Origin of the sequence: Nocardia suismassiliense (assembly GCF_900269665.1) — a bacterium.
GTDB classification, from domain to species: Bacteria; Actinomycetota; Actinomycetes; order Mycobacteriales; family Mycobacteriaceae; genus Nocardia; species Nocardia suismassiliense.
Genome location: NZ_LT985361.1, coordinates 6,264,119 through 6,288,492, shown reverse-complemented (window position 1 = coordinate 6,288,492; position 24,374 = coordinate 6,264,119). Strand labels below are relative to the sequence as shown.

At 68.0% G+C, this 24,374-nt stretch carries 21 protein-coding genes; 9 read left to right on the top strand and 12 right to left on the bottom strand.

Annotated features, from left to right (window positions below; translation table 11 throughout):
- The first annotated feature begins 24 nt into the window (after positions 1 to 24).
- The 6 genes from DBO33_RS27775 (at position 25) to DBO33_RS27750 (ending at position 6,271) form a co-directional block, all read left to right on the top strand.
- Positions 25 to 1,059 (top strand): TIGR03842 family LLM class F420-dependent oxidoreductase, encoded by a 1,035-nt coding sequence (locus tag DBO33_RS27775; protein ID WP_107657708.1) that lies wholly within the window; start codon positions 25 to 27, stop codon positions 1,057 to 1,059.
- A gap of 46 nt (positions 1,060 to 1,105) precedes the next feature.
- Positions 1,106 to 1,987 carry an ABC transporter permease gene (locus DBO33_RS27770; RefSeq protein WP_107657707.1) on the top strand — a complete coding sequence of 294 codons (882 nt, stop codon included), beginning with the start codon at positions 1,106 to 1,108 and terminating at the stop codon, positions 1,985 to 1,987.
- A 121-nt stretch (positions 1,988 to 2,108) separates the two neighbouring features.
- On the top strand, positions 2,109 to 3,038 hold the full coding sequence (locus DBO33_RS27765; protein WP_107660634.1) for an ABC transporter ATP-binding protein: 930 nt from the start codon (positions 2,109 to 2,111) through the stop codon (positions 3,036 to 3,038).
- Positions 3,035 to 3,823 (top strand): ABC transporter permease, encoded by a 789-nt coding sequence (locus tag DBO33_RS27760; protein ID WP_199856779.1) that lies wholly within the window; start codon positions 3,035 to 3,037, stop codon positions 3,821 to 3,823. The genes DBO33_RS27765 and DBO33_RS27760 overlap by 4 nt, the downstream gene beginning before the upstream one ends.
- Complete coding sequence (locus DBO33_RS27755; protein WP_107657706.1) at positions 3,820 to 4,962, top strand: ABC transporter substrate-binding protein; 1,143 nt, start codon at positions 3,820 to 3,822, stop codon at positions 4,960 to 4,962. The genes DBO33_RS27760 and DBO33_RS27755 overlap by 4 nt, the downstream gene beginning before the upstream one ends.
- A gap of 1 nt (position 4,963) precedes the next feature.
- Positions 4,964 to 6,271 carry an aminotransferase class III-fold pyridoxal phosphate-dependent enzyme gene (locus DBO33_RS27750; RefSeq protein ID WP_107657705.1) on the top strand — a complete coding sequence of 436 codons (1,308 nt, stop codon included), beginning with the start codon at positions 4,964 to 4,966 and terminating at the stop codon, positions 6,269 to 6,271.
- A 56-nt stretch (positions 6,272 to 6,327) separates the two neighbouring features.
- Here the strand turns inward: DBO33_RS27750 and DBO33_RS27745 are convergent, their stop codons facing one another.
- Entirely contained in the window at positions 6,328 to 7,812 is a 1,485-nt protein-coding gene (locus tag DBO33_RS27745; RefSeq protein ID WP_107660632.1) for a bifunctional phosphatase PAP2/diacylglycerol kinase family protein, read from the bottom strand.
- 79 nt (positions 7,813 to 7,891) lie between these two features.
- Between DBO33_RS27745 and DBO33_RS27740 the strand changes: the two genes are divergently transcribed.
- The 3 genes from DBO33_RS27740 to DBO33_RS44475 all read left to right on the top strand — a co-directional run bounded on the left by DBO33_RS27740 (position 7,892) and on the right by DBO33_RS44475 (position 9,198).
- Positions 7,892 to 8,260, top strand: a complete 369-nt coding sequence (locus DBO33_RS27740) for an arsenate reductase family protein (protein ID WP_107657704.1) — start codon at positions 7,892 to 7,894, stop codon at positions 8,258 to 8,260.
- 81 nt (positions 8,261 to 8,341) lie between these two features.
- The gene (locus DBO33_RS27735) at positions 8,342 to 9,022 is read left to right on the top strand and encodes a TIGR00266 family protein (protein WP_107657703.1); all 681 of its coding nucleotides are present in this window, start codon (positions 8,342 to 8,344) and stop codon (positions 9,020 to 9,022) included.
- A 47-nt stretch (positions 9,023 to 9,069) separates the two neighbouring features.
- Positions 9,070 to 9,198: a hypothetical protein gene (locus tag DBO33_RS44475; protein ID WP_255528229.1), complete on the top strand. Its 129-nt coding sequence runs from the start codon at positions 9,070 to 9,072 to the stop codon at positions 9,196 to 9,198.
- Between the two features lie 6 nt (positions 9,199 to 9,204).
- On the opposite strand, the gene DBO33_RS27730 is transcribed toward DBO33_RS44475, so the two are convergent.
- From DBO33_RS27730 to DBO33_RS27680, 11 genes are all read right to left on the bottom strand, one after another.
- A complete protein-coding gene (locus tag DBO33_RS27730) occupies positions 9,205 to 9,708 on the bottom strand; it encodes an NUDIX hydrolase (protein WP_107660631.1) in 504 nt (167 codons plus the stop codon).
- A gap of 114 nt (positions 9,709 to 9,822) precedes the next feature.
- On the bottom strand, positions 9,823 to 10,707 hold the full coding sequence (yidC, locus tag DBO33_RS27725) for a membrane protein insertase YidC (protein ID WP_107657702.1): 885 nt from the start codon (positions 10,705 to 10,707) through the stop codon (positions 9,823 to 9,825).
- A 95-nt stretch (positions 10,708 to 10,802) separates the two neighbouring features.
- Positions 10,803 to 11,102, bottom strand: a complete 300-nt coding sequence (locus DBO33_RS27720) for a DUF6412 domain-containing protein (protein WP_107657701.1) — start codon at positions 11,100 to 11,102, stop codon at positions 10,803 to 10,805.
- 55 nt (positions 11,103 to 11,157) lie between these two features.
- A complete protein-coding gene (locus tag DBO33_RS27715) occupies positions 11,158 to 11,934 on the bottom strand; it encodes a helix-turn-helix transcriptional regulator (protein ID WP_107657700.1) in 777 nt (258 codons plus the stop codon).
- A 199-nt stretch (positions 11,935 to 12,133) separates the two neighbouring features.
- Complete coding sequence (locus DBO33_RS27710; RefSeq protein WP_159080570.1) at positions 12,134 to 13,513, bottom strand: condensation domain-containing protein; 1,380 nt, start codon at positions 13,511 to 13,513, stop codon at positions 12,134 to 12,136.
- Positions 13,513 to 14,967, bottom strand: a complete 1,455-nt coding sequence (locus tag DBO33_RS27705; RefSeq protein WP_107657698.1) for a condensation domain-containing protein — start codon at positions 14,965 to 14,967, stop codon at positions 13,513 to 13,515. Before DBO33_RS27705 ends, DBO33_RS27710 begins: the two co-directional genes overlap by 1 nt.
- Positions 14,961 to 16,409, bottom strand: a complete 1,449-nt coding sequence (locus tag DBO33_RS27700; protein ID WP_107657697.1) for a condensation domain-containing protein — start codon at positions 16,407 to 16,409, stop codon at positions 14,961 to 14,963. The genes DBO33_RS27705 and DBO33_RS27700 overlap by 7 nt, the downstream gene beginning before the upstream one ends.
- 440 nt (positions 16,410 to 16,849) lie before the next feature.
- Positions 16,850 to 18,904, bottom strand: coding sequence for a CocE/NonD family hydrolase (locus tag DBO33_RS27695; protein ID WP_107657696.1), 2,055 nt, complete (start codon positions 18,902 to 18,904; stop codon positions 16,850 to 16,852).
- A 379-nt stretch (positions 18,905 to 19,283) separates the two neighbouring features.
- Positions 19,284 to 20,456: a PucR family transcriptional regulator gene (locus DBO33_RS27690; protein ID WP_107657695.1), complete on the bottom strand. Its 1,173-nt coding sequence runs from the start codon at positions 20,454 to 20,456 to the stop codon at positions 19,284 to 19,286.
- Positions 20,457 to 20,476: 20 nt separating this feature from the next.
- Positions 20,477 to 22,282 carry an AMP-dependent synthetase/ligase gene (locus tag DBO33_RS27685; protein ID WP_107657694.1) on the bottom strand — a complete coding sequence of 602 codons (1,806 nt, stop codon included), beginning with the start codon at positions 22,280 to 22,282 and terminating at the stop codon, positions 20,477 to 20,479.
- 283 nt (positions 22,283 to 22,565) lie between these two features.
- Complete coding sequence (locus tag DBO33_RS27680) at positions 22,566 to 24,188, bottom strand: right-handed parallel beta-helix repeat-containing protein (protein WP_107657693.1); 1,623 nt, start codon at positions 24,186 to 24,188, stop codon at positions 22,566 to 22,568.
- Positions 24,189 to 24,374 lie beyond the last annotated feature (186 nt).

Sequence of the window (24,374 nt, the reverse complement as noted above, 5' to 3'; positions counted from 1 at the left end):
CGACTTCGAAACGGAGAGTGCCGCATGGACATCGGTGTGGTGCTGCAATGCACACCCCCCGCCTCCCGGGTGGTCGAACTGGCCAGACAGGCCGAGACGCACGGGTTCTCGCACGTCTGGACGTTCGACTCGCACCTGCTGTGGCAGGAGCCCTACGTCATCTACAGCCAGATCCTCGCCGCCACCCGGAAAGTCGTGGTCGGCCCCATGGTGACCAACCCGGCCACCCGGGACTGGACGGTGACCGCGTCGACCTTCGCCACCCTGAACGACATGTTCGGCAACCGCACCATCTGCGGCATCGGCCGCGGCGACTCGGCGGTGCGCACGCTCGGCGGCAAGCCCACCACGCTGGCCACCCTGCGGGACGCCATCGAGGTGATCCGGGAGCTCGGCAACGGGCGCAGCGCCCGGGTCGGCGACACCATCGTGCGGTTCCCGTGGGCCGGCGATTCCCGGCTGGAGGTCTGGATGGCCGGATACGGCCCGCGCGCACTGGATCTCACCGGCGAGGTCGCCGACGGGTTCATCCTGCAACTCGCCGACCCAGACATCACCGCGTGGACCATCGCCCGGGTGCGGGCCGCCGCCGAGCGAGCCGGGCGCGACCCCGGCGCGGTGAAGATCTGTGTAGCCGCACCGGCGTACGTCACCGACGGGTCGGACGCGGCGTTGGCGCACGCTCGCGAACAGTGCCGCTGGTTCGGCGGCATGGTCGGCAACCACGTGGCCGATATCGTGTCGAAATATGGTGCGGGCAGCGAGGTTCCGGCCGCGCTGACCGAATACATCGCGGGCAGGCAGGGTTACGACTACAACCAGCACGGGCGCGCGGGTAATACGCACGCGGAGTTCGTGCCGGACACCATCGTGGACCGCTTCTGCCTGCTCGGCACACCGGATGATCAACTGGCGCGGTTGCGGGAGCTGGAAAAGCTCGGGGTCGACCAGTTCGCGGTGTACCTGCAGCACGACGCGAAAACCGCGACGTTGGAGGCGTACGGCGAGTCGGTGTTGCCGCGGCTGGCGCATCCGGTCACCGCCACGGAGGTGGTCTGATGGCCGAGGTACGCACCGGTGTGGCTGAGCTGGGTGCGGAGCACAGATGAGATTGCGTACGGCACGGGCCGTGTACGCGGTCGCCGTGCTGGTGTTGGTGCTCGGCTGCTGGGAATTGGTGAAACTCGTTGTCCCCGAAAGCGGAGTGAGCATCGGGGACCAGCGGATCCTGCCGCGCACCGGAGACGGGGCGCTGCCGCACGTATGGGCGGTCCTCACGGTGCTCGGCGAGCGTGATGGCAACGGGACGGTGGGCGTCACCCTGGTGCGAACCGCCGGATTCACCCTCGGCCTGGCGTTGCTCGCGCTGTTGATCGGCACTGTCGTCGGCGTACTGCTCGCCGTGGTGATGCAGCGCTTCGCCTTCGTCGAGCGTGGCTTGCTGCCGTATATCATTGTGTCGCAAACGGTTCCGCTGATCGCGCTGGCACCGCTGGTCGCCGGGTGGGGCGGCAAGATCGTGATCGCGGGGGAGCCGTGGCGGCCGTGGATGAGTATCGCGGTCATCGCGTCGTACCTGGCGTTCTTTCCGGTGGCGGTCGGCATGCTGCGCGGATTGCAGGCACCGTCGAAGGCGTCGGTCGAACTGCTGCACAGTTATTCGGCCAGCTGGTGGGAGACCCTGCTGCACCTGAGGCTTCCGGCCGCTGTCCCGCACCTGCTGCCCGCCTTGCGGTTGGCCGCCGCGGCCTCGGTGATCGGGGCCGTCGTCGCCGAGATCTCCACCGGCACCGCGGGTGGCATCGGCCGCCAGATCATTGTCTTCTCCCAGCAGGCCACCGGTGATGCCTCACGGCTCTACGCGGCGGTCCTGGCCGCCGCGCTGCTCGGTGTCGTCGTCACCGCAGTCGTCGGCGTGGCCGAACTGGCGCTGCGTCGCTACAGCAGGCCGGTCGGGGCCGCCCGGCCCGCGGGAGCGGATCGGTGAACGCCCGTTCGTGCGCTGATCGGGTTCGGGTCGGGTGCACAGCGACGTGCGGCTGCGCCGCACCCGCATCCGTGCTCAGTTACTACCGCCGCCCGCGCGGCAGCTCATCAGGAGGTACCCGTTGACCGTCGAAGGACGCCCAGGCGTCACAACCGCAGAGGGGCCGCAGGTTTCGGGTGACGGGCAAGCTGGCGCCGCGGAGCAGGACTCACTCTCCGACACCACAGCGACCGCCGAAAGAACTGCGGCAGTCCAGCTGACCGGCGTCGACAAGGTTTACACCGCAGGCTCGGTCACCGCCCTCTCGGCTGTATCCCTCACCGTCGCACCACGCGAATTCGTCTCCTTGATCGGCCCTTCCGGCTGCGGCAAGTCCACCCTGCTGCGCATCATCGCCGATCTCGAGCAGCCGACCGGCGGCACCGTAACGGTGCACGGCAAAACCGCGCGGCAAGCCAGAATCGACCAGGACTACGGCATCGCCTTCCAGCAGTCCGGCCTGCTGGACTGGCGCACTGTGCAGGCCAACGTCGAACTGCCGCTGGAACTGCACAAGGTGCCCAAGAACGAACGGCGCTCGCGCAGTGCGGAATTGCTGGAAATGGCCGGGCTGACCGACTTCGCCAAGCGTTATCCGGCCGAGCTTTCCGGCGGCATGCAGCAGCGCGTGGCGATCGTCCGGGCGCTGGCCCCGAAACCCTCGCTGCTGCTGATGGACGAACCGTTCGGCGCGCTCGACGAGATGACGCGTGAGCGAATGCAGGGCGAGCTGCTGCGGATCGCAGGGGAGACCGAGGCCGCTGTAGTCTTCGTGACCCACTCGATTCCGGAGGCGGTGTTCCTGTCCGACCGGGTCGTCGTCATGTCGCCGCGCCCGGGCCGCATCACCGAGATCGTGCCGACGGGCGGCTGGGGTAGGCGTGATGCGGCCGAGGCGGGCGACGAAGTGCGTTCCAGCCCAGCCTTCTTCGCGGCGGTGGCCGCCGTGCGCGCGGCGCTGCGCGACGGGCACGGCGGCAGCGGCGCGGTGGCCGGGCGGGAGCTGCGATGACGTCCTGGAAGACCGCGCTGCCGTGGCGAACGGTGCTGCCGCCGTTGCTGTTCGGCGTGGGTGGTCTGGCGCTGTGGCAGGTGCTGACTGTCGCCGCCGGTGTGCCGTCGTTCCTGCTGCCCGCGCCGACGGCCATCGCGAGCGAATTCACCGAGAATTTCGACCGCATCGCCGACGCCGCGACTGCGACCGGAACCAACGCCCTGATCGGGCTGCTGGTGGGTGCGGTGCTCGGCATCGTGGCCGCGATGTTCGCAGTCCGGTTCCACCTGGTCGACGGCCTGCTCAGCCCGCTCGCCGCCGGCGCGGCGGCCGTGCCGATCGTCGCCCTTGCGCCCCTGCTGAACTCGATGTACTCGACCACCACGGATACCCCGCGCCGCATGGTCGTCACCATCGTCGTGTTCTTCCCGATGTTCGTCAGCACGGCCAGGGGCCTGCGCCAGGTTCCGCAGGTCCATACGGATCTGATGACGTCGTACGCGGCGGGCGGCTGGCAGGTCACCCGCACCGTGCGACTGCCCGCGGCACTGCCGTACCTGTTCACCGGTCTGCGCATCGCCGCACCCGGCGCGGTGATCGCGGCCGTCATCGCCGAATACTTCGGCGGTTTGCAGAACGGGCTCGGCAGCCGCATCACCTCCGCGGCGGCGAATACCGCCTACCCCAGGGCGTGGGCGTACGTGGCGGGCGCCGTGCTCGTCGGCCTGATCTTCCTGGCCGCCGTCCTACTCCTCGAATTCCTCACCCGTAGACCACGCACCACCCTCTGGAGATCTAGATGACGAAGTCCCCCAAACGATTCCGGATCGGTCTCGCGCTCACCGCGCTGGCCGCGACCGTGCTGACCGGGTGTAGCACCACCGACGGCGGCTCCACCACCACGGCCGACGGCCTCACCAAGGTGCGCCTGCAACTGCAATGGTTCAAGCAGGGACAGTTCGCCGGCTACCTGGCCGCGGTCGATCAGGGCTTCTACAAGGAGCAGGGTTTATCGGTCGAAATCCTGGACGGCGGCACGGATATCGTCCCGCAGACGGTGCTGGCGCAGGGACAGGCCGACTACGCCATCGCCTGGGTGCCCAAGGCGCTGGCCTCGCGGGAGGCGGGCGCTGGCATTACCGATGTCGCGCAGATCTTCCAGCGCTCCGGCACCAAGCAGGTGTCGTTCAAGTCCGACAACATCACCGGTCCGGCCGCGCTGCGCGGCAAGACGGTCGGAAACTGGGGCTACGGCAATGAATTCGAGCTGTTCGCGGGCATGACCAAGGCCGGCATCGACCCGGCGAAAGACGTCAAGCTGGTGCAGCAGCAGTTCGACATGAACGCCTTCCTGGCCAAGGACATCGCCGCCGCCCAGGCGATGTCCTACAACGAGTACGCCCAGCTATTGGAGACCAAGAACCCGGCCACCGGAAAGCTCTACACCGCAGACGATTTCGCCACCATCGACTGGAACGACGAAGGCGTCGCCATGCTGCAGGACGCCATCTGGGCCAACACCGAGAAGCTGCAGGACGCCAAATACCAAGAGCAGACCGTCAAATTCATCGCGGCCTCGCTGAAGGGCTGGGTGTTCTGCCGCGACAACCTGGACAAATGCCGGGACATCACCGTCGCCGCGGGCTCCACGCTCGGCGCGACCCATCAGCAGTGGCAGATCAACGAGGTGAACAAGCTGATCTGGCCTTCGCCCGCCGGGATCGGCATGGTCGACCCCGCTGCCTGGGCGCGGACCGTGCAGATCGCCAAGAACACCAAGAACCAAGAGGGCGTCACCGTCCTGAAGAAAGATCCCGACGCGAGCGCTTATACGAGCGAATACGTCACGAAGGCACTGGAATTGCTGAAGTCCGGTGGCACCGAGGTGACCGGAGCGGGCTTCGCCCCGAGCCAGGTCACCCTGACCGAAGGGGGTAAGTGATTTGACCGATCACGTCTTCTATCCGTGGGCGGCGCAGGCCGAACTGAACCCGGCGACGATCGTCGGCGCCTCGGGCTCGCACTTCTGGGACGACAACGGCAATCGGTACCTCGACTTCTCCTCGCAGTTGGTGAATGTCAATCTCGGACACCAGCATCCGGACATGATCGCCGCGATCATCGCCCAGGCGCAGCAGCTGGCCACCATCTCGCCGACCGTCGGCAACGAGGCCCGCAGCGAACTGGCCAGGCTGATCGTCGAGCGGGCACCCGGCGAGCTGAACCGCATCCTGTTCACCACCGGCGGCGCGGAAGCGGTGGAACACGCGGTGCGGCTGGCCCGCAGCTTCACCGGCCGCACCAAGATGCTGGCCGCTTACCGCTCCTATCACGGCGGTACCGGTGTGGCGATCGGGCTCAGCGGTGAGCCGCGCCGTTGGGCCGCCGAGCCGACCAACGTCGACGTGGTGCGCTTCTTCGGCCCGTACCCGTACCGATCACCTTGGGGCACAAACAGTCCCGAAGAAGAGACGACGGCCGCGCTGACCCACCTGCGGCAGGTGATCGAGCTGGAGGGCCCGCAGAACATCGCAGGTCTGATCCTGGAGACGGTGGTCGGCACCAATGGCGTGCTGATCCCGCCGCCGGGTTATCTCGCCGGCGTGCGCGCGCTCTGCGACGAGTTCGGCATCGTCTACATTGCCGACGAGGTGATGGTCGGCTTCGGCCGGGTCGGGCAGTGGTTCGCGGTGCAGGCCTTCGACGTCGCACCGGACATCATCGCCTTCGCCAAGGGCGTGAACTCGGGTTACGTGCCGCTCGGCGGTGTGCTCATCGCCGAACGGATCGCGCAGCGCTACGACCACACCGTCTATCCCGGCGGCCTCACCTACGCGGGGCACCCGCTGGCCTGCGCGGCGGGTGGCGCCTCGATCGGCATCTACGAGCGCGACGGCATTCTCGACCACGTGCGCTCGGTGGGCGCCGACGTGCTCGGAAAAGGCTTGCGCGAGTTGGCCGCCCGGCATCCGAGCGTCGGGGAGGTGCGCGGGCTCGGGTTCTTCTGGGCGCTCGAGCTGGTGCGTGATCCGGCGGCCAGGACACCGCTGGTCCCGTTCGCCGCCGCCGGTGCCGCCGCCGAGCCGATGGCGAAGGTGACCGCCGCCGCGAAGGCTCGGGGTCTGTGGCCGTTCAGCGTGGGTAATCGTTTCCAGATCGCGCCGCCGCTCACCACGTCGGCGGATGACCTGCGCACCGGCTTGGAGATCGTCGACGAGGTACTGGAGGTCGCCGACGGCTACGTGAGCTGAGCCGAGGCAGCAGGGTGGCGTGCGCGCGAAGACGCCACCCCGCTGCAACGGACCGATCACCCTGCGTCGTCGGATTGGGCTTCCCGGAACACGGCCAAAGCGGCAGGCTGACTTGCGAAGTCGAGCTTCTCGGCCTGGTGCGCGACCTCGCCGTCGGTGGCCAGCGACACCGGAGCGCCCTCGACCTGAACGTTCAGGCGGCCGGCGCGCCGATGCACGTAGGTGTCCGAGCGATTGAGCGTCCCGGTGAAGGTGGCGAAGATCAGGCGCAGCCGCGAAAAACGAAGGTCCGCACGCAGATACCGGATGTCGAGGGTGCCGTCGCTCAGGCGGGGACGCGACATGGGGATCTGGTCCGCCGGGTCGTACGCCCCGTTGCCGACGAACAGCATCCAGAGGTCGTTGTGCTCACCGTCCACGACCGCGCGCAGCGGCTCGGCCCGGAACAGCACGCACAGCATGGCGATTCCGGCCGCGGGCCACTTGCCGATCCGCCGTTCCCAGCGCTCCCGCAGGCGGACGAAGTCGGGGTAACCGCCGAGGCTGGCGGTGTTGACGAAGATGCGCTCCTCCCCGTCGTCCAGCTTCACCTGAGCGGTGTCGACGAGCATGAGCTGACCCGCATCGAGCGCGGCGAACGTCGTCGCGGGCTCCTCGACGCCGACATCGCGCGCGAAGTGGTTGAGTGTGCCGCCCGCGAACACCGCCAGCGGAAGGCTGTGCCGCACAGCGGCTTCCGCCACGGCCGACACCGTCCCGTCGCCGCCGAGCACGCCGAGCGCCGCGATGTCGTCGCGCCGCACCCGCTGATCGATCTCGGCATCGAGGTCGATGTCTCCGCCCAACTCGAGCAACTGCGCCGCGGGCAATCGATTGCGTAGCAGCGCAACCTCTTCGGCGCCGTCGCCGGGGCCCGAGGACGGGTTGACCACCAGCAGCATGCCGCGTCCGTCGGGCAGCGGTTCGGTCCGCTTGGCCGGACCCAGGGTGGCGGGCTCGTCGTCGCGCACCGCCCACCACCGCCGGGTGCCCAGCGCCACGCCGGAGCCGAGCGCCGCACCGACCACCACATCGGAGGGCCAGTGCACGCCGATGTGCACCCGCGAATAGGCCACCGCGACGGCCAGCGGCGCGAGCACCGCAGCCGTCCCCGGCGACTCGAGCGCCACCGCGGTAGTGAACGCCGCCGCGGAGGCCGCGTGGCCGGACGGGAACGAAGAGGAGACCGGCGGCTTGACCAACCGCCGCAGCAGCGGCACCGCCTGCACCGGCGGCCTGCGCCGCGGGAACGGCGGCTTGGCGACCCCGTTCGCCAGACCGCTCGCCATGCCCACCGCGGCCAGGCCGCGCACCGCACCGCGTCGCTGGGACCGCCCGCCCGCCACGAAAAGCCCGGCGGCGATGGCCATCCAGAGCCGACTGTGGTTGGCGCTCATACTGAGTGACCGCAGGAACTGGTCGGCGGGCGAGGCGCGCCAGTGCGCGGTGCGTTCCACCAGGCGGCGATCCAGGGTGTTGATCGAGTTCATTCGTTTACGCATCGAGTCGAGCTTATCCAGCCGGGCACTGCTCAAACGGTGTCGTCACGATGGTGTCGGCGTGCCTCGGTACCCTGCCTGCATGACATCTGGGCAGACCGAGATCTGGCACAACCCGCGGTGCACCAAGAGCCGCAACGCCACCGCGTTCCTGGACGAGGCGGGTGTCGAATACTCGGTGCGGCGCTACCTCGACGAGCCGCCGACCGTCGACGAGCTGCGCGCCGTGCTGCGCAGGCTCGGCGCCGAGCCGTGGGACATCACCCGCACCGGCGAGCAGATCGCCAAGGATCTCGGCCTGTCCGGCTGGGGTCGCACCCCCGCCGACCGGGACCGATGGATCGCGGCGCTGGCCGAGCATCCGAAGCTGATTCAGCGGCCCATCGTGCTCACCGCGGACGGCGGCGCGGTGGTCGCCCGCGACGATGCGGCGCTGCGCGAACTGGGGTGAACGAGACGGTCCGCACACTGCGGACCTATCCCCGTTATTGGTGTCCCTGCCACCGCGAATCAGGCGGTAGGGTCGGCGAATATGAAGGTACAACTGCGCCATAACCCCGCATCGGCCATCGCGCGGTGCTTCCTCGCGGGCGGCGAGCCGATGCGGGTCGAGAGCGGCGCCATGGTCGCGCACTCGGCGGGAGTCACGTTGGCGGCCAAGGCCGAAGGCGGCATCCTGGCCGGGCTGAAGCGCTCCGTGCTCGCCGGGGAATCGTTCTTCGTCTCGACGTTCACCGCGCCGCAGCAGGGCGGCTGGGTGGACGTGGCGCCCGCACTACCCGGCGACATGCTGAATTTGCAGATCACCCAGGACCGCCCGTTCTTCATCAGCCGGGGCGGCTGGATCGCGAATTCCCATGGGGTGCAGGTGGAAGGCAAGTGGGGCGGCTTCGCCAACCTGTTCGGCGGCGAGGGTGGTTTCGGCCTGCGCGCGCACGGTGAGGGCGAGGTCGTCGTCGGTGTCTTCGGCGCCATCGACGTCATCGATCTGCAGCCGGGGGAGCCGATCACCATCGACACCGGGCACGTGGTGGCCTACGACCTGGCGATGAACTTCACCATCCGGCGGGCGGTGGTCGGGCGCTCCATCCAGTCGCTGAAGTCCGGTGAGGGCTTCGTCTTCGATTTCGTGGGGCCGGGGCGGGTGCTGCTGCAGACGAGGAATCCTGGCGCTTTCGCTGCGTGGGCTAGTTCGGTAGCCTCCTCCGGGTAATCCGGCGCGGCGATCATCGGTGTTCCCCCGGTGTTCAGACATCGGCCATGTCGGTCGTCGAAGCTCCGGTGCTTCATCGGTATAGCCAAACAAACGGAGAATTCATGGAACTGCTCGAAGTTTTCGCCAACCTGTTCGCCACCGTGCTCTCGCTGGGCAGCGGCAGCGCGTCCTGACCCGGCTCAGCTGAGCAGATCGCCGACGAGTACCCGGGTGTCCGGCACGAACGGCCAGTCCGGGTCAGCCAGGTGGGCGCGCAGTTCCGCGTCGGTCCACCACCAGCCGTCGGCGATCTCCTCGGGCTGATGGCGGATCGGTCCGTCGTAGCGCAGTTCATAGGCAAAAACGTGGCAGCGCATAGGTTTTCCCTGCCACTCACCATCCCAGGCCACCCGCGCCAGCGGTCGCGGTTCGGTCCCGGTCAGCGTGATGCCGAGTTCCTCGGCGAGCTCCCGGACCGCGGTCTCCTCCGGGCTTTCCCCCGGCCCGATCACCCCACCCGCCAAACAGTCGTGCATCCCCGCGAACACCATCTTGGTGTCGGTGCGCCGATGCACATAGATCCGCTCGCCATCGCCGGAACGAACCAGCACACCGGCACTCGCATGCCAGATCCCCGCGCGGTACACCTCCGCCCGATCGGCCGCGCCGACCACCCGCCCCGCCGCGTCATAGACGGCGATCATCTCGGACTTCTGCTGGACGCGTTCCGGCTGCGCTGACACCGCTCGAGGGTAACCCGCGCAGCGAACAGCGCTCGACCTGTTGGGGTGGGTGCGTCGGCGCACCCACCCCGGTCCTCATCGGCGCCGGATGGGTTTGGCCCCCGGTTTCGGAGCCGACTGTGCGCGGACAACCGCCGTGCGCTCGGCCTCGGCGGCCGCTTCCGCGTCGAGCCGGCGATAGACGAGGTGCTGCTGGGCGAGGGTGCAGGCGTTGTTGGTGACGAAGTACAGCAGGATCGCCACCGGGACCAGCGCGCCGCCTATCAGGGCGAACGCAGGAAACGCCCACAGGGTGAGCGGGCGCATCATGGGGAGCTGGACGGTGGTGTCCTGGCGGGACAGCGACGCGCGTGCGGTGAAATGCGTTGCGACAGCGGCGATCAGCATCAGCGGGACGGCGACGGCGGCCACCGTTGCCAGGAGATCGCCGGTGCCGGCCAGGATGGCCGGTAGTGGGGCGCCGAAGATCTTCGCCTGGAGGAACGACTGCACATCGGCGGCGCTGAAGACGTAATTGGGCGTCGCGGCGTTCTGCTCGGGCGTCATCGGGGTTGCGATGGCCTGAAAGGGCAGATGGGCGAGGGCCCCGGTGCGGTCGAACGAACGCAGCACATGAAACAGGCCGAGGAATGCCAAAAGCTGACCGATGAGCGGAATCAGTGTCGCGAAGCTATTGATGCCATTGTCTTTATAGAGTTTCTGTATCTCAACGGCCTGCTGCCGTCGATCGGTCGCGTATTTTTGTTTCAAGCCCGCGACCTTCGGCTGCAATTTTTTGACAATGGTTTGGCTGCGCGCTTGCTTGAGAAAGGGCACAAAAAGGACGGCCCGCAGGGTGAGTACGAGGAAAATCACCGAAAGCACCCAGGCGAGTGCGCTGGCCGGACCGAAAGCCGCGGCGAAGACGTAGTGCCAGAGCCACAAGATGGCGGACACGGGGTAGTAGACGAAGTCGAGCATGAGAGCACCTGACTGTGGGCGTGCGTAGGCGCACGAGAACGGAAGGGGTCGACGACAACGCCGACGCACACCGCGCACCTGGTGCGGAGTGGACGTCAGGCGGTCGCGAACCCTGGCGCTCGTGGGCGCGGACGCCCGGGGGTGTCAGGATTGCTCTGGCGCAGGAAGGAGCCGCGTCGGCGGCGTTGCGCGGACGGCGGCGGGCCGGAACCGACCAGCGGGAGCGGCAGCCGGGCCGGCGGGTGCACCGCGGCGAGCGCGACGAACAGCGAGGCCGCGACGAGGCCGACGGCGGCCACCGAACCCGGCTCGCCCGCCGGAATCACGAAGAGCAGCAAAGCGGGCAGCACGAATGCGAAAACCGCATACGTCGTCAGCCTGGCCCGCGAGATCATGCTCCGAGCATACTGCCCGTCGTCGCCACCGGTGTGCCGACGGACGGGCCGGCGCTCACAGACTGATGTCCCAGTCGATGTCGGGACTCATCATCGACGGCGGCAGCCCGAAGGTGCGCCGGCAGGTGCGGGTGAGGTGTGCGCTGTCGGCGAAACCGGCCGACGCGGACGCGGTCGTCATGTCGTCACCGGCCATCACGCCGTTCATCGCGATGTAGAGCCGCAGCCAGAGGATGTAGCGCCGCAACGGAATACCGACCTGCTCGGTGAACAGATGGGTGAGCCGAGTCGCCGAGATCCCCAGCTGACGGGCCACATCGGAGCCGCGGACCGAGCCGTCCTTGACCATGTCGGGCAGCAACTGCAACGCCGCGGTCACCACGCCGTGCCGATCGTCGCGCTCGCCTGCCTTGTTGTCGCGCAGCAGATCCGTGAGGATGTCCGACACGTGCTCGGCCAACCGGCCCTGCCCCGGATCGACGCTGAGCCCCTGCACCCAACCGTGCAGATGGGCCCGCCGATCGGCGGCCGCGCCTGCCACGGTCTCCGGGTCGAGGTAGACCGCGATACCGTGCGCGGCCCCGCCGCAGACCCGGTGCGGCGAGTCGGTGGGCACGATGAGATGACTGCCTTCGCGCCGCACCCCGCTGCCGTCCACGACCATGATGGGGGTACACGAGGCCATGATCTGCACGGCGTGATGGGCGGGCAGTTCGGTCGGTAGGACCTCACCTTCGAAAGCCAGGATGCCCGGCCGTAGTAGTGCGGTGCCCCGCCACTGCACTTCGGCGTCCGATGACGTCGTTGATTCGTTGCTGACCAGAGCCTTCATCGTCGGACGCTCCCGGCTTTCACGAGATTTCTCTCGCTGGATCCTGTGCTGAGACTATCGGGTTCGGCTACCCGGCAGTCGTACTTTGTCGATGGTTGCGGCCCGAACCAGGCCGCGATCCCGCTACTCGACGGCCCCGCTGCCGGGGTCGCCGAGCCTGCGGGTCTAGTCGGGTGAACGCGGTGCGTGGAGCGATCGGTCATACCCGAACCGAGATCGCCGCGGACAGGGTCGCGGCGACCTTGTCGAGGAACTCACCGATCAACGGCCCTGCGGTGGGCGTCGCGGGGAAACGGGTGCGCAGGGCGAGCCCGTCATCGGTGCGGGTGAACCACAGCTGCACGTCGTCCAGCGGTGCGCTGCGACTGAGCTGGGCCGGATTGCGGGGCACCGCGCGGGTCGTGTCGCTGCGCGAACCGCCGGGTAGTCGCCGGTAGTCGGTGTAGGAGACGCTGAACAGATCCTGCCTGGTCCGGCGCAGGTCACTGCCCATCGCGGCGAGGACGCGGTTGGCGGGCACCTGCGCCAACCGCTGCCCAGACCGCACCGCGTCGTCGGCGGCCTGCGCGGTGGCGCAGAAGTCGTGCGCCACCGGCACATGCGCCGGGGCATTCGACACCAGCCAGCCGAAGGTGTTGTGGTGCCGGGGTTCCCGTCGGGTGTGCACGGGAAACACCAGGTCGACGCCGGTGCGGCCGCCGAGTTCGGCGGCCGCCATGGCCACCGCCGCGAGCAGTGCCGCGAACATCGAATACCCGTCGGCGCGCGACTTGCGGTGCAGCGCATCGGTGGCCATGGCGCCGAGCAGCAGGCGGACATCGCTGCCGAACGGGGCCACCGACCCGGCAGGCAGGCCGAGGTCGAGCGGGAAGTGCGGCAGGTCGTTGCCCGCCGCGTGCAGGAAGTCGCGCCACGAGCGGATCAGCGGCCCGGTCGCCGCCGCCGGAATGGCGGCCTCCCTGGTCGAATAGGACAGGAAGCTGCCCGGCTCGGGCAGCCGGTCGGCGGCCGCGACGGCACCGTCGTGGCCGTCCTCGCAGGCGGCCCGGTACAGCTCGTCCAGCTCCGCCACCGCGATGGTGATCGACCAGGCGTCACACACCGCGTGGTCGAATCCGCAGACGATGGTGGAGGTTTCGGACCTGCTGACCGCGCCGAGGAAGTACGGCGCGAAGGTGAACGGCGAGCACGCCTGATCGAGCCGGCCGCCGAGCACGGTGCGCAGGTCCTCGGTGGTCGCGGTCTCGACGGCGGGCTGGGGGAGGAGGCGGATGTCGCTGTCCACCACCACGTGCACCGAGGCGGCCTTGCCGTCCGCGGGGCGTTCGAAGCTGCAGTGCAGGGCGTCGTGGCGCGGTAGCCACACCGAGAACGCCGTCTGCAAGGCGGATTCGTCGATCGGACCGGCCACGTCGAAGGTCGCGGCGAGCCAGGTCGTCGGCCCGGCCGAGGCCAGGTGGATCGCCTGGTTGGCCGAGGGTGGGGTCGCGTCCGGGGTCGGGCCGGGCTCGGCGACCGCGGTCCATTCGAGCAGGGTGCCCGGTGGTGCATTCAGTTGGTCGAGAAAAAGCAACTGCATCATGACCTCGCGAGAGCTGGTGCGGTGACCGCGAAATCGCCGGTCTCGGCGATGGCGCGCAAGGTGGTGCGGATCTGCTCCAGATACTCGGCGGCCGACTTGTGCGCGACCGGTGTGTCCGGATACATCATCGTGACGTGCAGCCGCTCCAGCTCCCTGTTGAACCAGATCGGCGAGGTCTGCCCGATCTTGCTGCGGGAGCCGAGACCGTTGATGCCGGAGACGCCGGGTAGCGCGGCCTCCAGCGCCGGACCGGACACCGCGCGCATGTCGAGGTAGGACACCCACGGCCAGTCCGTGGTGACCGGCAGCGGCGCGCCGGTGAGCTCGGCCGCCCGGTCGAGCGCGGCATGGATCGGGACGTTCGACAGCGGTTTGGTCCAGTCCAGTGCGACACCGGCTCGGCCGATCAGGTCGGTGAACCGCTGTGCTCCGTCGAGGTCGAACGCGATCGGCATCAGGTTGATGAACCAACCCTGCGCGAGCTGGTACTGCGGCTCGCTCCGGGTGCCGACTACATTCATGCCCAGATAGCTTGTCCGGCCTGCGAATTCGAGCTCGGCCAGCGCGACCGCCGCGTACAGGCCTGCGGAGAACGAACCGCCCGCGTTCTTGCACGCTGCGGCGAACGCGTCGATTTCGGCCGCGTCGAGCATGTCGACCTTGGTGCCGAAGCTGTCGGCGACCTCACCGGGGGCGAGGCCGAGCTCGATCGGCAGCGGGCGGACCTGATCCGCTTTCTCGGCCAACAGGCCTGCCAACTGCTCCAACTCCGGCGGCCGTGCGGCGACGGCGGCGCGCTCGGTCCTCGCGAACTCGACGTAGCTGCCGACCGGCGGCAACACGGGCTCCTGGCCGGTGCTGAACGCCGTGTAGAGCGCGTGGAATTCGTAGGTGGACGTGAGCACCGACATGCCGTCGGTGAACGCGTGATCGGCGCTGTAGACGATGGTGAATCCGTCCGCACCGTGATCGATCGCGCAGCAGACGATCGCGGGCCAGCGCGTCGGGTTGGCGTTGGCCTTGAACTTCGCGACCAGGGTGTCGCGCAGCTCGCCGCTGTCGGTGAAGGTGTCGAGGGTGTGGGCTTCCAGGTCGACCGCTGCCGGGTCGAGCAGGTATCTGGTCAGCGCGAACCCGCCGTCGGATTCGTCGATCCGGAACCACGAGCGCAGTGTCTCGTGACGCTGCAGGAACGCGATGTAGGTCCGGCGCAGGGCCTCGGAGTCGAGCGGGCGCGCGATCGTGAAGCAGAACGAGAGCTCGGAAGCGAGCGGGTCGTTGGTCTGCCTGCGCGCCGACCAGCGGCGGATGTGCGACTCCTGCAGGTAGGTCGCGGGAACGTCGGAGGGCGCGGTGGATTCGGTGGCGGCCTGGCTCGCCGCCGTGGTGGTGAACTCGAGTAGCACGCCGGGTTTCGGCTGCCAGTGTTCGGTGAGGGTCATCTCTACCATGACAGCGGCGCTCCTTCGATCGGACGGATTCGGGCGTCCCCGTAGCGGGTGAACTCGGCGAGCAGGTCGCGCATCCGCAGCACGTGCCGGTGGATATCGCGGGTCGCCTTGGTGGTGCCGGGATAACGCATGTTGAGCGTCACGCCGTGCTGCGTGCGGACGAACCAGAAGAAGAACTCGTCGGCGGAGACGTTGCGGCTGCGCAGCCAGCGGGTGTTGGTATCGACCCAGGTGGGGGCCGATTGGGCGCCGCGTACGTCCATGTACGACACCATGAACGAGATGCGCGGCCGGGTGCCGAGCAACTCGCAGACTCGGCCGAACGGCACCGTCGCCGCGCCGCGGGTGCGGCGCAACTCCTCACCCGCGGGCTGGATGAGCTCGGCGAGATTGCGGGCCGGACCGCAATCCAGCTGGAACGGCGCGAGCCCGACGAACCAGCCGAGCGTGTCGGCCCACTGCGCTTCGGTGCGCGTGTGCAGCGGGATCACCGTGCGGAAATCCCGTCCGGCGCCCAGCTCGGTGGTGGTCACCGCGAACGCGGCGAGCAGGGCCGCGAACAGCCCCTGACCCTGTTCCCTGGCGACCGAGGCCGCCGCGTCGGCCGCGTCGGCATCGAGCACCTCGACCGACAGATTGCGCTGCGGCACCCGCCGCGGCGAGGCCTCCGCGGGACCGGTGAACTCGATCGGCGCCGCGGCGACCTTGCTCAACGTGCCGCAGGGCAGGGAGTTCTCGGTGTTCTCCGGGAAGAACGTGCGCCAGGTCTGCACGGCCGGGTCGTCGGCGGTGGCCGCGGTGGCGCGGACCCGCTCGTCCTGGCAGAAGTCCACGTAGCTGCCGGTGTCGCACAGCTGCGCGGACTTGCCCGCGCGGACCGCGTTGTAGAGCGCGTGCAGCTCGCCGCCGGTGGAGACGGTGGAGTAGCCGTCCATGATCGAGTGATCGGCGGCGAATACGACGGTGAAACTGTCGCGGCCCGCGATGGTCACGGCGACGTAGGAGGGCCAGCGCAGCGGCGAGGTTCCGTCGTCGAGTAGCCCGTGTACCAGGCGATATGTCGCCATTGTCGAGGTCGGCGCACCCGCGTCGACCGGTTGGACCCGGATGTCGCCGGGCGGCAAGGTGTATCTGGCCGGCTGGCCGCCCTCGATGGCGACATGCGAGCGCAGACCCTCGTGCCGGTCGATCCAGGCATCGAAGGCGGTACGCCAGGCCTGCGGGTCGAGCGGTCCGTCGATCCGGAACGCGTGCCCGAGCCAGTAGTGGCGCCGATCTCGTATTCGACTGTGTTCCACCGCATCTCGAAGATGATGCTCGTGATTGTAGGAAACGGCGCGAGTATCCCGCGGCCAGTCGGCCCAGTGCGAAGTGGCAGTCGGGAGCCACTCGATCACACGGCCGCTCGGCAACGGGTAATCGGCCAGTTCGATGAATTCCATGACACACCTTCAGCTGCCCATCGGCCGTTCCCTATGCGCGGTAAGGGAATTGCCGATCCGAATAGTGACAAGAATTTCGGCCTGCATCCGAGAACTTTGTCCGTACGGTTCCGGGACGTCATCGTCGGACCGGAACGAGACAAACTGTAGAAGAAATTCTTGGTGAATGCGCGGGTGAGCCTGATCACCGATATTTGCCCCGATATCGCGGACAACGGCGTTGCGGGCAACGCAATGGGGGAGTGCGACGCCGCTGCCAGCGGCAATGTTAAACACTCAATGTTCAGGTAGCTGATAGATTGCCGGACAATGTGTCTCAATGCACCTGGAATTCATCCCAGGTTTGCATGATCTTTACAGCTACCAACCCTGAAGGCGGGCTAAACGTAACCTGGGTCACGCCCGATTCGTCCGGTTCCCGCCCGCCTTCCCGGTCTGCCTCAGCCGCCGAACGCGGACTCGGGCGCCAGCGGTACGACCAGGCTCGACGGCCGGGCCGCGTCCCGGTGGAGCTGCTGGGACGAACCGAGCAAACGCGGCAAATCGGTCGGAATGGGCATGGTCGACGGGAAGGTGCCGCTGGTGATTCGCAGGCGCAGTGCGTGTCCGGGTGCCAATCGGTAGAAGGTGGGGCGGATCTTGATCTCCAGCTCGGTCACCTCGCCGGGCGTCAGTAGCTGCTCCGCGTCCTTGCGGACCACGTGTTCCGGCGCGTAGATGGTGCCATCGGTTGCGCGCCAAGTCTTTTCATCGTTCAGCGTACGCTGGCTGGCCAACTGGGAGCCGCCGGTGATGTTGACCGCCGAACCGTCCGGCGCGACATCGTCGAGCCACACCTGGAAGGCGGCGTCGGTGCTGGTCGAGGACGCGTACAGGGTGACGCTGCTCGGGCCGGCCAGCACGGTCGGCTCGGTCACCGGGTCCATCGTGTAGCGGCGGCCGGCCACCGGCTCCTGCACCCACTCTGTACACGGGTTGTAGGCGTTGAACAGGCGGAACAGGAAGTCGAACAGGCCTGCGCTGTACTGGCCGAGGCTCTGCCGGTTGCAGATGCTGTCGATGCCGGTGTAGTCGAGGCGATCCGAGGCGTCCTTGACGGTAGGTGGTTGTGTGACGAGTCGATCGCCGTCGAAATACCGCTGCTGAACCGCCGCCTGCTCGAACGGATAACGCGCGGCGCTGACCGCCATATTGTTCGGGTCGATCACATGAAGTGTTTTGTCTGTTTTGTCTATTCCATTCGGAATGTCCTTCAACCAACGATCGAACCAGGCCACCGTGATCATGTCGGTGTCCAGCCGGGAGCCTGGTCCGAAACCGAGCCCGACGTGATACCACGGGCCCATCAGCAGTTGGTACCGTCCGTCGGGAGTTTGATGCGGCGCCATCGGCGCGAACTGGTCGCGGCCCGCGGCCAGGTTCTGCAGCTGGGAGTAGTTGCGCCACGGACCTTCCTGGTACAGGTCCCACAGGCCGCCGATCTGGTACATGGCGATGCCGTTCTCGACGACCCTGTTCAGGTCGGTCTCGAAGCGGCGGTCCTGCCACCACTGACCGTCGTAGGCCAGCGGGCCGCCGCCGTACGCCTCCAGCAGGAGCTTGATCGTGCTGTCCGAGGAGACGACCGCCTGGAGATGGTCGACGAGCGTCTTGATGAACATCTGCGGTGACACCACCGCGGTCAGGAACGGGCCGATCAGGCTCAGGTACGGCACCAGCACCGAGATGGCGGTGAGCAGAATCGGGCTCATCATGCCGTCGTGGCCGAGCACCTCATTGAAGATGTTGTTCGGCATGGCCATCGGCACGATCGCCTTCAACGGCGAACCTGGCGCGACGGATTCGGCCGTGCGCAGGGCGGACAGCGCCGGGAACGAGTACCCGAACATGCCGACCTTGCCGTTGGAGCCGGGCAGTTTCGCGGCCCAGTCGACCAGCTGGGCGCCGTCGACGCCGTCCTGCTGGGACGCGGGATTCCACGCGCCGGTCGAGCCGCCGGTGCCGCGCACGTCGGCGATCACCTCGATGTAGCCGCGCCGCACCAGCATGTCCTGAGCGCTGGTGGCCTGGTTGATGATTCGGCGCGCGTCCTTCAGCTGATCGGGCAGCGGGATGTGCAGTGTGTCGATCACGCTGGTCACCGCCGCGGCGAGCGCGCTGGACACCGCGCCGTAGGTGGTGAAGTTGACGACGACCGGGAACTCACCCGTGGCGCGCTGACCGGTGGCGGGGTCGGTGGGGTAGCGCACCTCGGTTTGCAGCTGGGTGCCGTCCGCGAGCGGAACGATATGCCCCAGTTCGTAAGCGATGCCGTAGCGCTCGGGCGTCGGCTGATAGTCCGCGGGCAGGCCGAAGTTCGCGGGCGCATTCGGCACCGGGCCCGCGGTGGGCACGGCGTTCGCGGCGGGTGTGAGCTGGATGATCAGGCCGACGGCGGTGATGGCGGCGACCGGCACAGCGCGGCGGAAGGCCCGCGCCCGGAATACAATTCTCAACTACCTGAACCTTTGCTGGCTGTGGTCGAAGCCGGGCGGCCGGCTACCCGTCCGCCGGCCGGTACCGCGGTTCGAGCGCCGGGTCGGGCCAACTGATCCCGGATTGTGTCCGGAGGTGCGGTGGCTACGCCTGACCTCATCGTCGCCCTTCAGCACAACGCATAAACGGGGTGCCGCAACACTGGCAATTCGCTAGAGGTATCGACGAGTCTTTGGGAAAGTGCCTAAAAATGGGGAGTTGCGGAGGTAGCGGTCTAGCGGGTTATGGCGCGACGCGAGCAGGTTACGGAGCGTCGTCACCGATTGCGGACACCGTGGAGCTGGCTGACAGTGTCGGAGATTCCGGCACCGTGTCGGGGATTGCGGCGTTCCGCTTGAATTATGGTGCGAACGAAGCGGATTCGAGTCGCCGTGCCAGACGTGCCGCCGACAGTGTCATGGCGTCGGCCGGTCGGTGCGGGTCGAGGCCGGTCAGTTCATTTACCCGAGAAAGGCGGTAGGTCACCGTATTTCGGTGCACATTGAGCTGCCGGGCCGTCGCCAGCTGGTTGAAGCCACTGTCGACGAATACCTCGAGGGTTTCGGCGAGCATGGGTTGCGGGTCCAGCGGTGCGAGGACCGACGCGAGTCCGGGCCGGGCCGCGTCACTCACCGCGACCGTGTATTCGAACTGTAAATCCTGTCTGCGGCACAGTATTTCGCGCCGGGTGAGGCAGCGGCCCAGCTCGGCGAGCACCCGCGCCTCGGCGTACATCGGCGGGATCGCGTCCTTGGTACGGGCCGCGCCGACCCCCACCCAGTACGGCGGCGGTTCGGCGGGTTCCTGCGCGGGCAGCCGTGCGGTGAGCCCGGACAGGGTGGCGGAGCCGTCGTCACCCGCCTGCAACGGGATCAGCGCGGTCCAGCCGCCCGCGTCCAGCCGGAGGAACACCCCGGGAATCGCCTCCACCCGGTGCCGCAGCGCCGACGCGGGACCGCCGCGGGTGCCGCACAGCCGGAATACCGCGACGAGGAAGGCGTCGGCCACCGGGATCACCGGATCGTTCGCCCACTCGACCGGGTCGCGGCCGGTGAGCAGCGCGTCGGCGATGCCGCGTCTGCGCTCCAGCAGCTCCCAGCGCGGGTCGTGCACGCGCTGGGTGGCCGCGGTGGCGATCCGGGAGGTGACCAGCGTGACGTACTTCAGCAGCGCGAGCGAGGTCTCGAAGAGCAGCTCACGCTCGGTCGGGCTGGCCGAGGCGCGCAGCCGCTCCCAGATGAACGCCGCGCCGAACCGGTAGCGCTCCAGCACCTCGGGCAGCGGGGTGCCGTCGCGCAACCGGTCCATCGCGAGCTCGACGAGTTCCCTGGTGTCTTCTTCCGAGGGATCCTCGCCGCGGCGCAGATACTCGAAGAACAGGTCCACGTTGAGCTTGGTGCCCCGGGCGAAGTCGGTCTCCACCATGGATTGCGGCAGCCGTTGGTACGGCGGCAGCGCGGCGTAGAACGCTTCGAGAGTCGACGCGGTCCGCCGATGAAGATCGTCGAACACCCGAGTCCGCGATGGCATCATGCTGGTTCTTCTTCCCGGACTTAGGTCGAGTACAAGGCCTCGATGGTATCTGTGTAGCCGCTGGAAATGGGCTTTCGCTTGAGTTTGCCAGTAGCGGTCAGGTAGTCGCTGCCGTTCTCCCATACCTCGGGGAGCACGATGTACTTCCTGATCTGTTCCACCCTGGACAGTTTGCTGTTCGCCGCGGCGATGCCCTCGTCGATCGCGGTCAGGATCTGCGGGTCCTTCGCGAGCTCGGCGACGGTGCTGCCCGCCAGGTTGTGCCGCTGCGCGTAGGCGGCGGCCAGGTCGGGGTCGAGCACCAGCAGCGCGGTATTGAACGGCCGCTGTTCACCGATCACCACCACCGTGCCGATCAGCGAACAGTTGTCGGTGACCGTGTTCTCGATGTTGGCCGGCGACATGTTCTTGCCGGACGCGTTGATGATCAGCTCTTTCTTGCGGTCGATGATCGACAGGTAGCCGTCGCTGTCGATGCTGCCGATATCGCCGGTGTGCAGCCAGCCGTCGCTGTCGATCGTCTCCGCGGTCTTCGCCGGGTCGCCGCGGTAGCCGCGCATCACCATCTTGCCGCGCACCAGCACCTCGCCGTCGTCGGCGAGCTTGACCTCGGCGCCCGGCAGCGGGGTGCCGACCGTACCGATCTTGACCCGTTCCGGCGGGTTGAGCGTGGCGCCCGCGGTGCATTCGCTCATGCCGTAGCCCTCGCACAGCGGGATGCCGAGCCCGAGGAAGAACTCGTGCACCTCCGGCGGGATGGCGTTCGAGCCGGTGACCGCGATGCGGACCTGGTCGAGGCCGAGTCCGGCGCGGATCGAGGTGAGCACCAGGCGATCGGCGAGCGCGTACTGGACCCGATCGAGGGCGCCGAGGGGGCGGGCATCGGAGGTGGCGCGGGCCTTCTTGCGGCCGACGTCGACCGCCCAGTGGATCAGGCGGCGCTTGACCGGCGACTCGGTGGCGAACCGTTCCTCCAGTGCGCCTTTGACTTTCACCCACACCCGGGGGACCCCGAGGAATACGCTCGGATGCACCTCGGCCAAAGCCATTGCCACCTGCTTGAAGTCGGGCACGGTGGTGATCTGGCAGCCTTCGAGCAAGGTCAGGTAATGCGCGAACCAGCGGTTGGCGGCGTGCGCGTCGGGCAGGTAGGAGATCACCCGGTCCTCGGGGCCGCCACCGCCGAATGTCTCCAGGACGCGGGCATTTTCGATGAAGTTGGTGTGGGTGAGCTCCACGCCCTTCGGCGGGCCGGTGGTGCCGGAGGTGTAGACGACGGTGAGCAGATCGTCGGGCCGCACCTTGCGCCAGGAGGCCTCGAAATCGAAACCCTCGGCGGTGCGCTGTTCCAGGTCGGACAGCGCGAGCGTGCCGTCGGGCGCCTCGTCCACGCAGATCACGTGCTCGACGTGGATGCCCTCGGCGGCGGCCTTGGCCACCGCCTCCAGGATCTTGGGCGCGAACTGGCGCTCGCAGACGACGGCCTTGTTGCGGGCGTTGCCGAACTGGTAGACGAGCAGGTCGACCGGGTTGGTGTTGTACACCGAGAACGGCGTCGCGCCGGTGTGCAGGATGGCGGTGTCGCAGAGGTGGAACTCGGGGCGATTGGTCAGCATGATCGCGACCGTGTCGCCGGAGGTGATGCCCAGCGCGGCGAGCCCCGTCGCGATGGTTCGTACCCGTTCGCCGTACTCGCGCCAGGTGATGGAGACGGCACCGCCGAGGGTGCGCAGCGCGACCGCGTCCGGGTACTTCGCGACGTTTGACTGGAACGCCGCACACAGCGTGTCCGGGCGGGCGGCCGCCGGGACTGTCGATGAAACCAAGAACCTAACCTCTGCTAGCGAAGGGCTGAGGTCATCCCGATCGTCTGGGGACGCGGATGACCTCATCGTCATCTATCAGCAGAACGCATGAGCGAGTGTGTGCGCTAGCGGCAAACGCGCAGAGTGTGGCGCACGACATTGTGCACTCGACCAAATGCGGGGCTCTGGCGTCACCCGTGCACCGCGGCGGGCTGCCCGGTAGTTGTCCACGCAAGATCAGCAGAGTCGAATGGTCGCTCGTTGATCTTGGGCAACGACCATTCGACTCAGCTGGATGGCAGGGTCAGCCACAGATCGGCCAGGAGCCCGGGTGGTCGAGCGGTAGGTTCGGTGCCGCGAGGGCGGCCTCGGTGGCGGGCGAGAAGCAGTTGCCGCCCGCGCTGCCGAGGCGACCGCCGCCGAAGTCGACCACCGAGCCCGCGCCGAGGGTGCTGTTGCGCTGACTCAGCACGATGTCGCCACTGAAGCGAGACCGTTCCACCTTGCCGGTGAGCTCGGCCAGATCGCCGACGGTGTGCACCTGGAGGTCGGCGACCGCGGCGTCGGTGACGGTGGTGTCGGCGATGTCGAAACGCATGGTCGCCGTCGCGGGGGCAGGGCCGCTGGGGGAGTAGGCGTAGATGCCGATGCCGTCGGCGCTGCACTGGCTGAGGTGGGCGTTGCGCAGCGTCAGCGCGGTGGTGTTGTCCCGGCCGAAGCTGGCCGAGAACAGGCAGCTGCCGAGATTGCCCGGCACATACGGATTCAAGAGGGCGGCGACGAAGCTGGAGCGCGACGCGGTGAGGCCGTCGATGGTCATGACGTGGCGGGCGCCCTCGGCGCTCAGATTGAGATTTTCCACGATATCGCCTGGGACATCGATGAATTCGCTATTGGTGAGGGTGACTTCGCTGTCGGGGGTGCCGTTGCTGGTGACGAATTCGATTCCGTTGGCGGAGAAATGGCCGCCGCCGTGGCGAAAACTGTTGCGGTCGATGGTGATTCGCATGCGGGCGCGCTCTGCCGCATTGACGAAAATGCCTTCGCTGTCGGCGGCGGCGTTGAGTGGGTCGTTGGCCGGCACCGCGATATTGCGCTGGGTGTTGCCGCGCACCGTGGCGGTCAGCGCGGAGGTTCCGGTGCTCTGCATGCCGACGGCGAGGACGGAGAGTTTGGCGAGACCCTGATTGATGTTCTCGGTCAGGTTGTCGCTGATGGCGGCGGTGACCTGTGCGGTGCCGGTGGTGCGGACGTCGATGCCGTCGCCACAGGCGGTGTCGCGCACGGTATTTCGCTCGATGGTCAGCGCGCTGGGGCCGGCGTCGGCGTCGATCATGATCCCGGCCCAGCCGTTGTTCAGCTTGACCACATTCGGTGCGACGGGCAGTGGCGTGCCGAACGGAACGCCGAGCATCGGCGGGAAAGGCTGCACCAGGAACCCGTCGTGACAGGCGCGATTAGTGGCGGCGATGGTGTTGCCCGCGACGACCGCGGTGCCGACATTGCGGCCGTAGATGCCGCCGCGCTGGGCGCCGGTGATGGTGAGGTCGCGGACTTCGGTGTCCGGGGCGAGACGGACCGCGTCACCGTCGTTCGCGGCGGTCGTGTTGACCACGGCCGCAACGCTGCCGGGACCCTGACGGCCGAGTAGTAGCTGGCCTTGCTTCAGCGCGATACCGCCATCGAGCGGTGGAGTGCCGAGTGGCGCGGCCAGGACGACGATCGTGTCACCGTCACCCGAGGCCTGCTGGACCGCCTGCAAAGTGTTGAAAGGTGTTGCCTCCGTACCATTCCCGCCAGCCGCGGCCGTCGCGCTCACATACCAGGTCCGGCCCGGCTCGGCGGACGCGTGCATCGGTGCCGTGCTGACGGTGAGCGCGCAGCAGAGCACGCTCGCCGCGGCGAGCTGCGGCGGAGACAGTTTCATCGGGGCCTTCCGGATCGATCTCGACGGTGCCGCGCACCGCCGTGTGATCCAGCCCACCCCATCACCCGACCGGGTGGTATCGGCAGAATGCCGAACCTGACGGTCGTTCTTTGTGCCGATGCCCGGTGCCGAACCCGCAGGTAGTGCCGAATCATGGTCCGCCCGAGCGATTCACCTCCGGTGCCG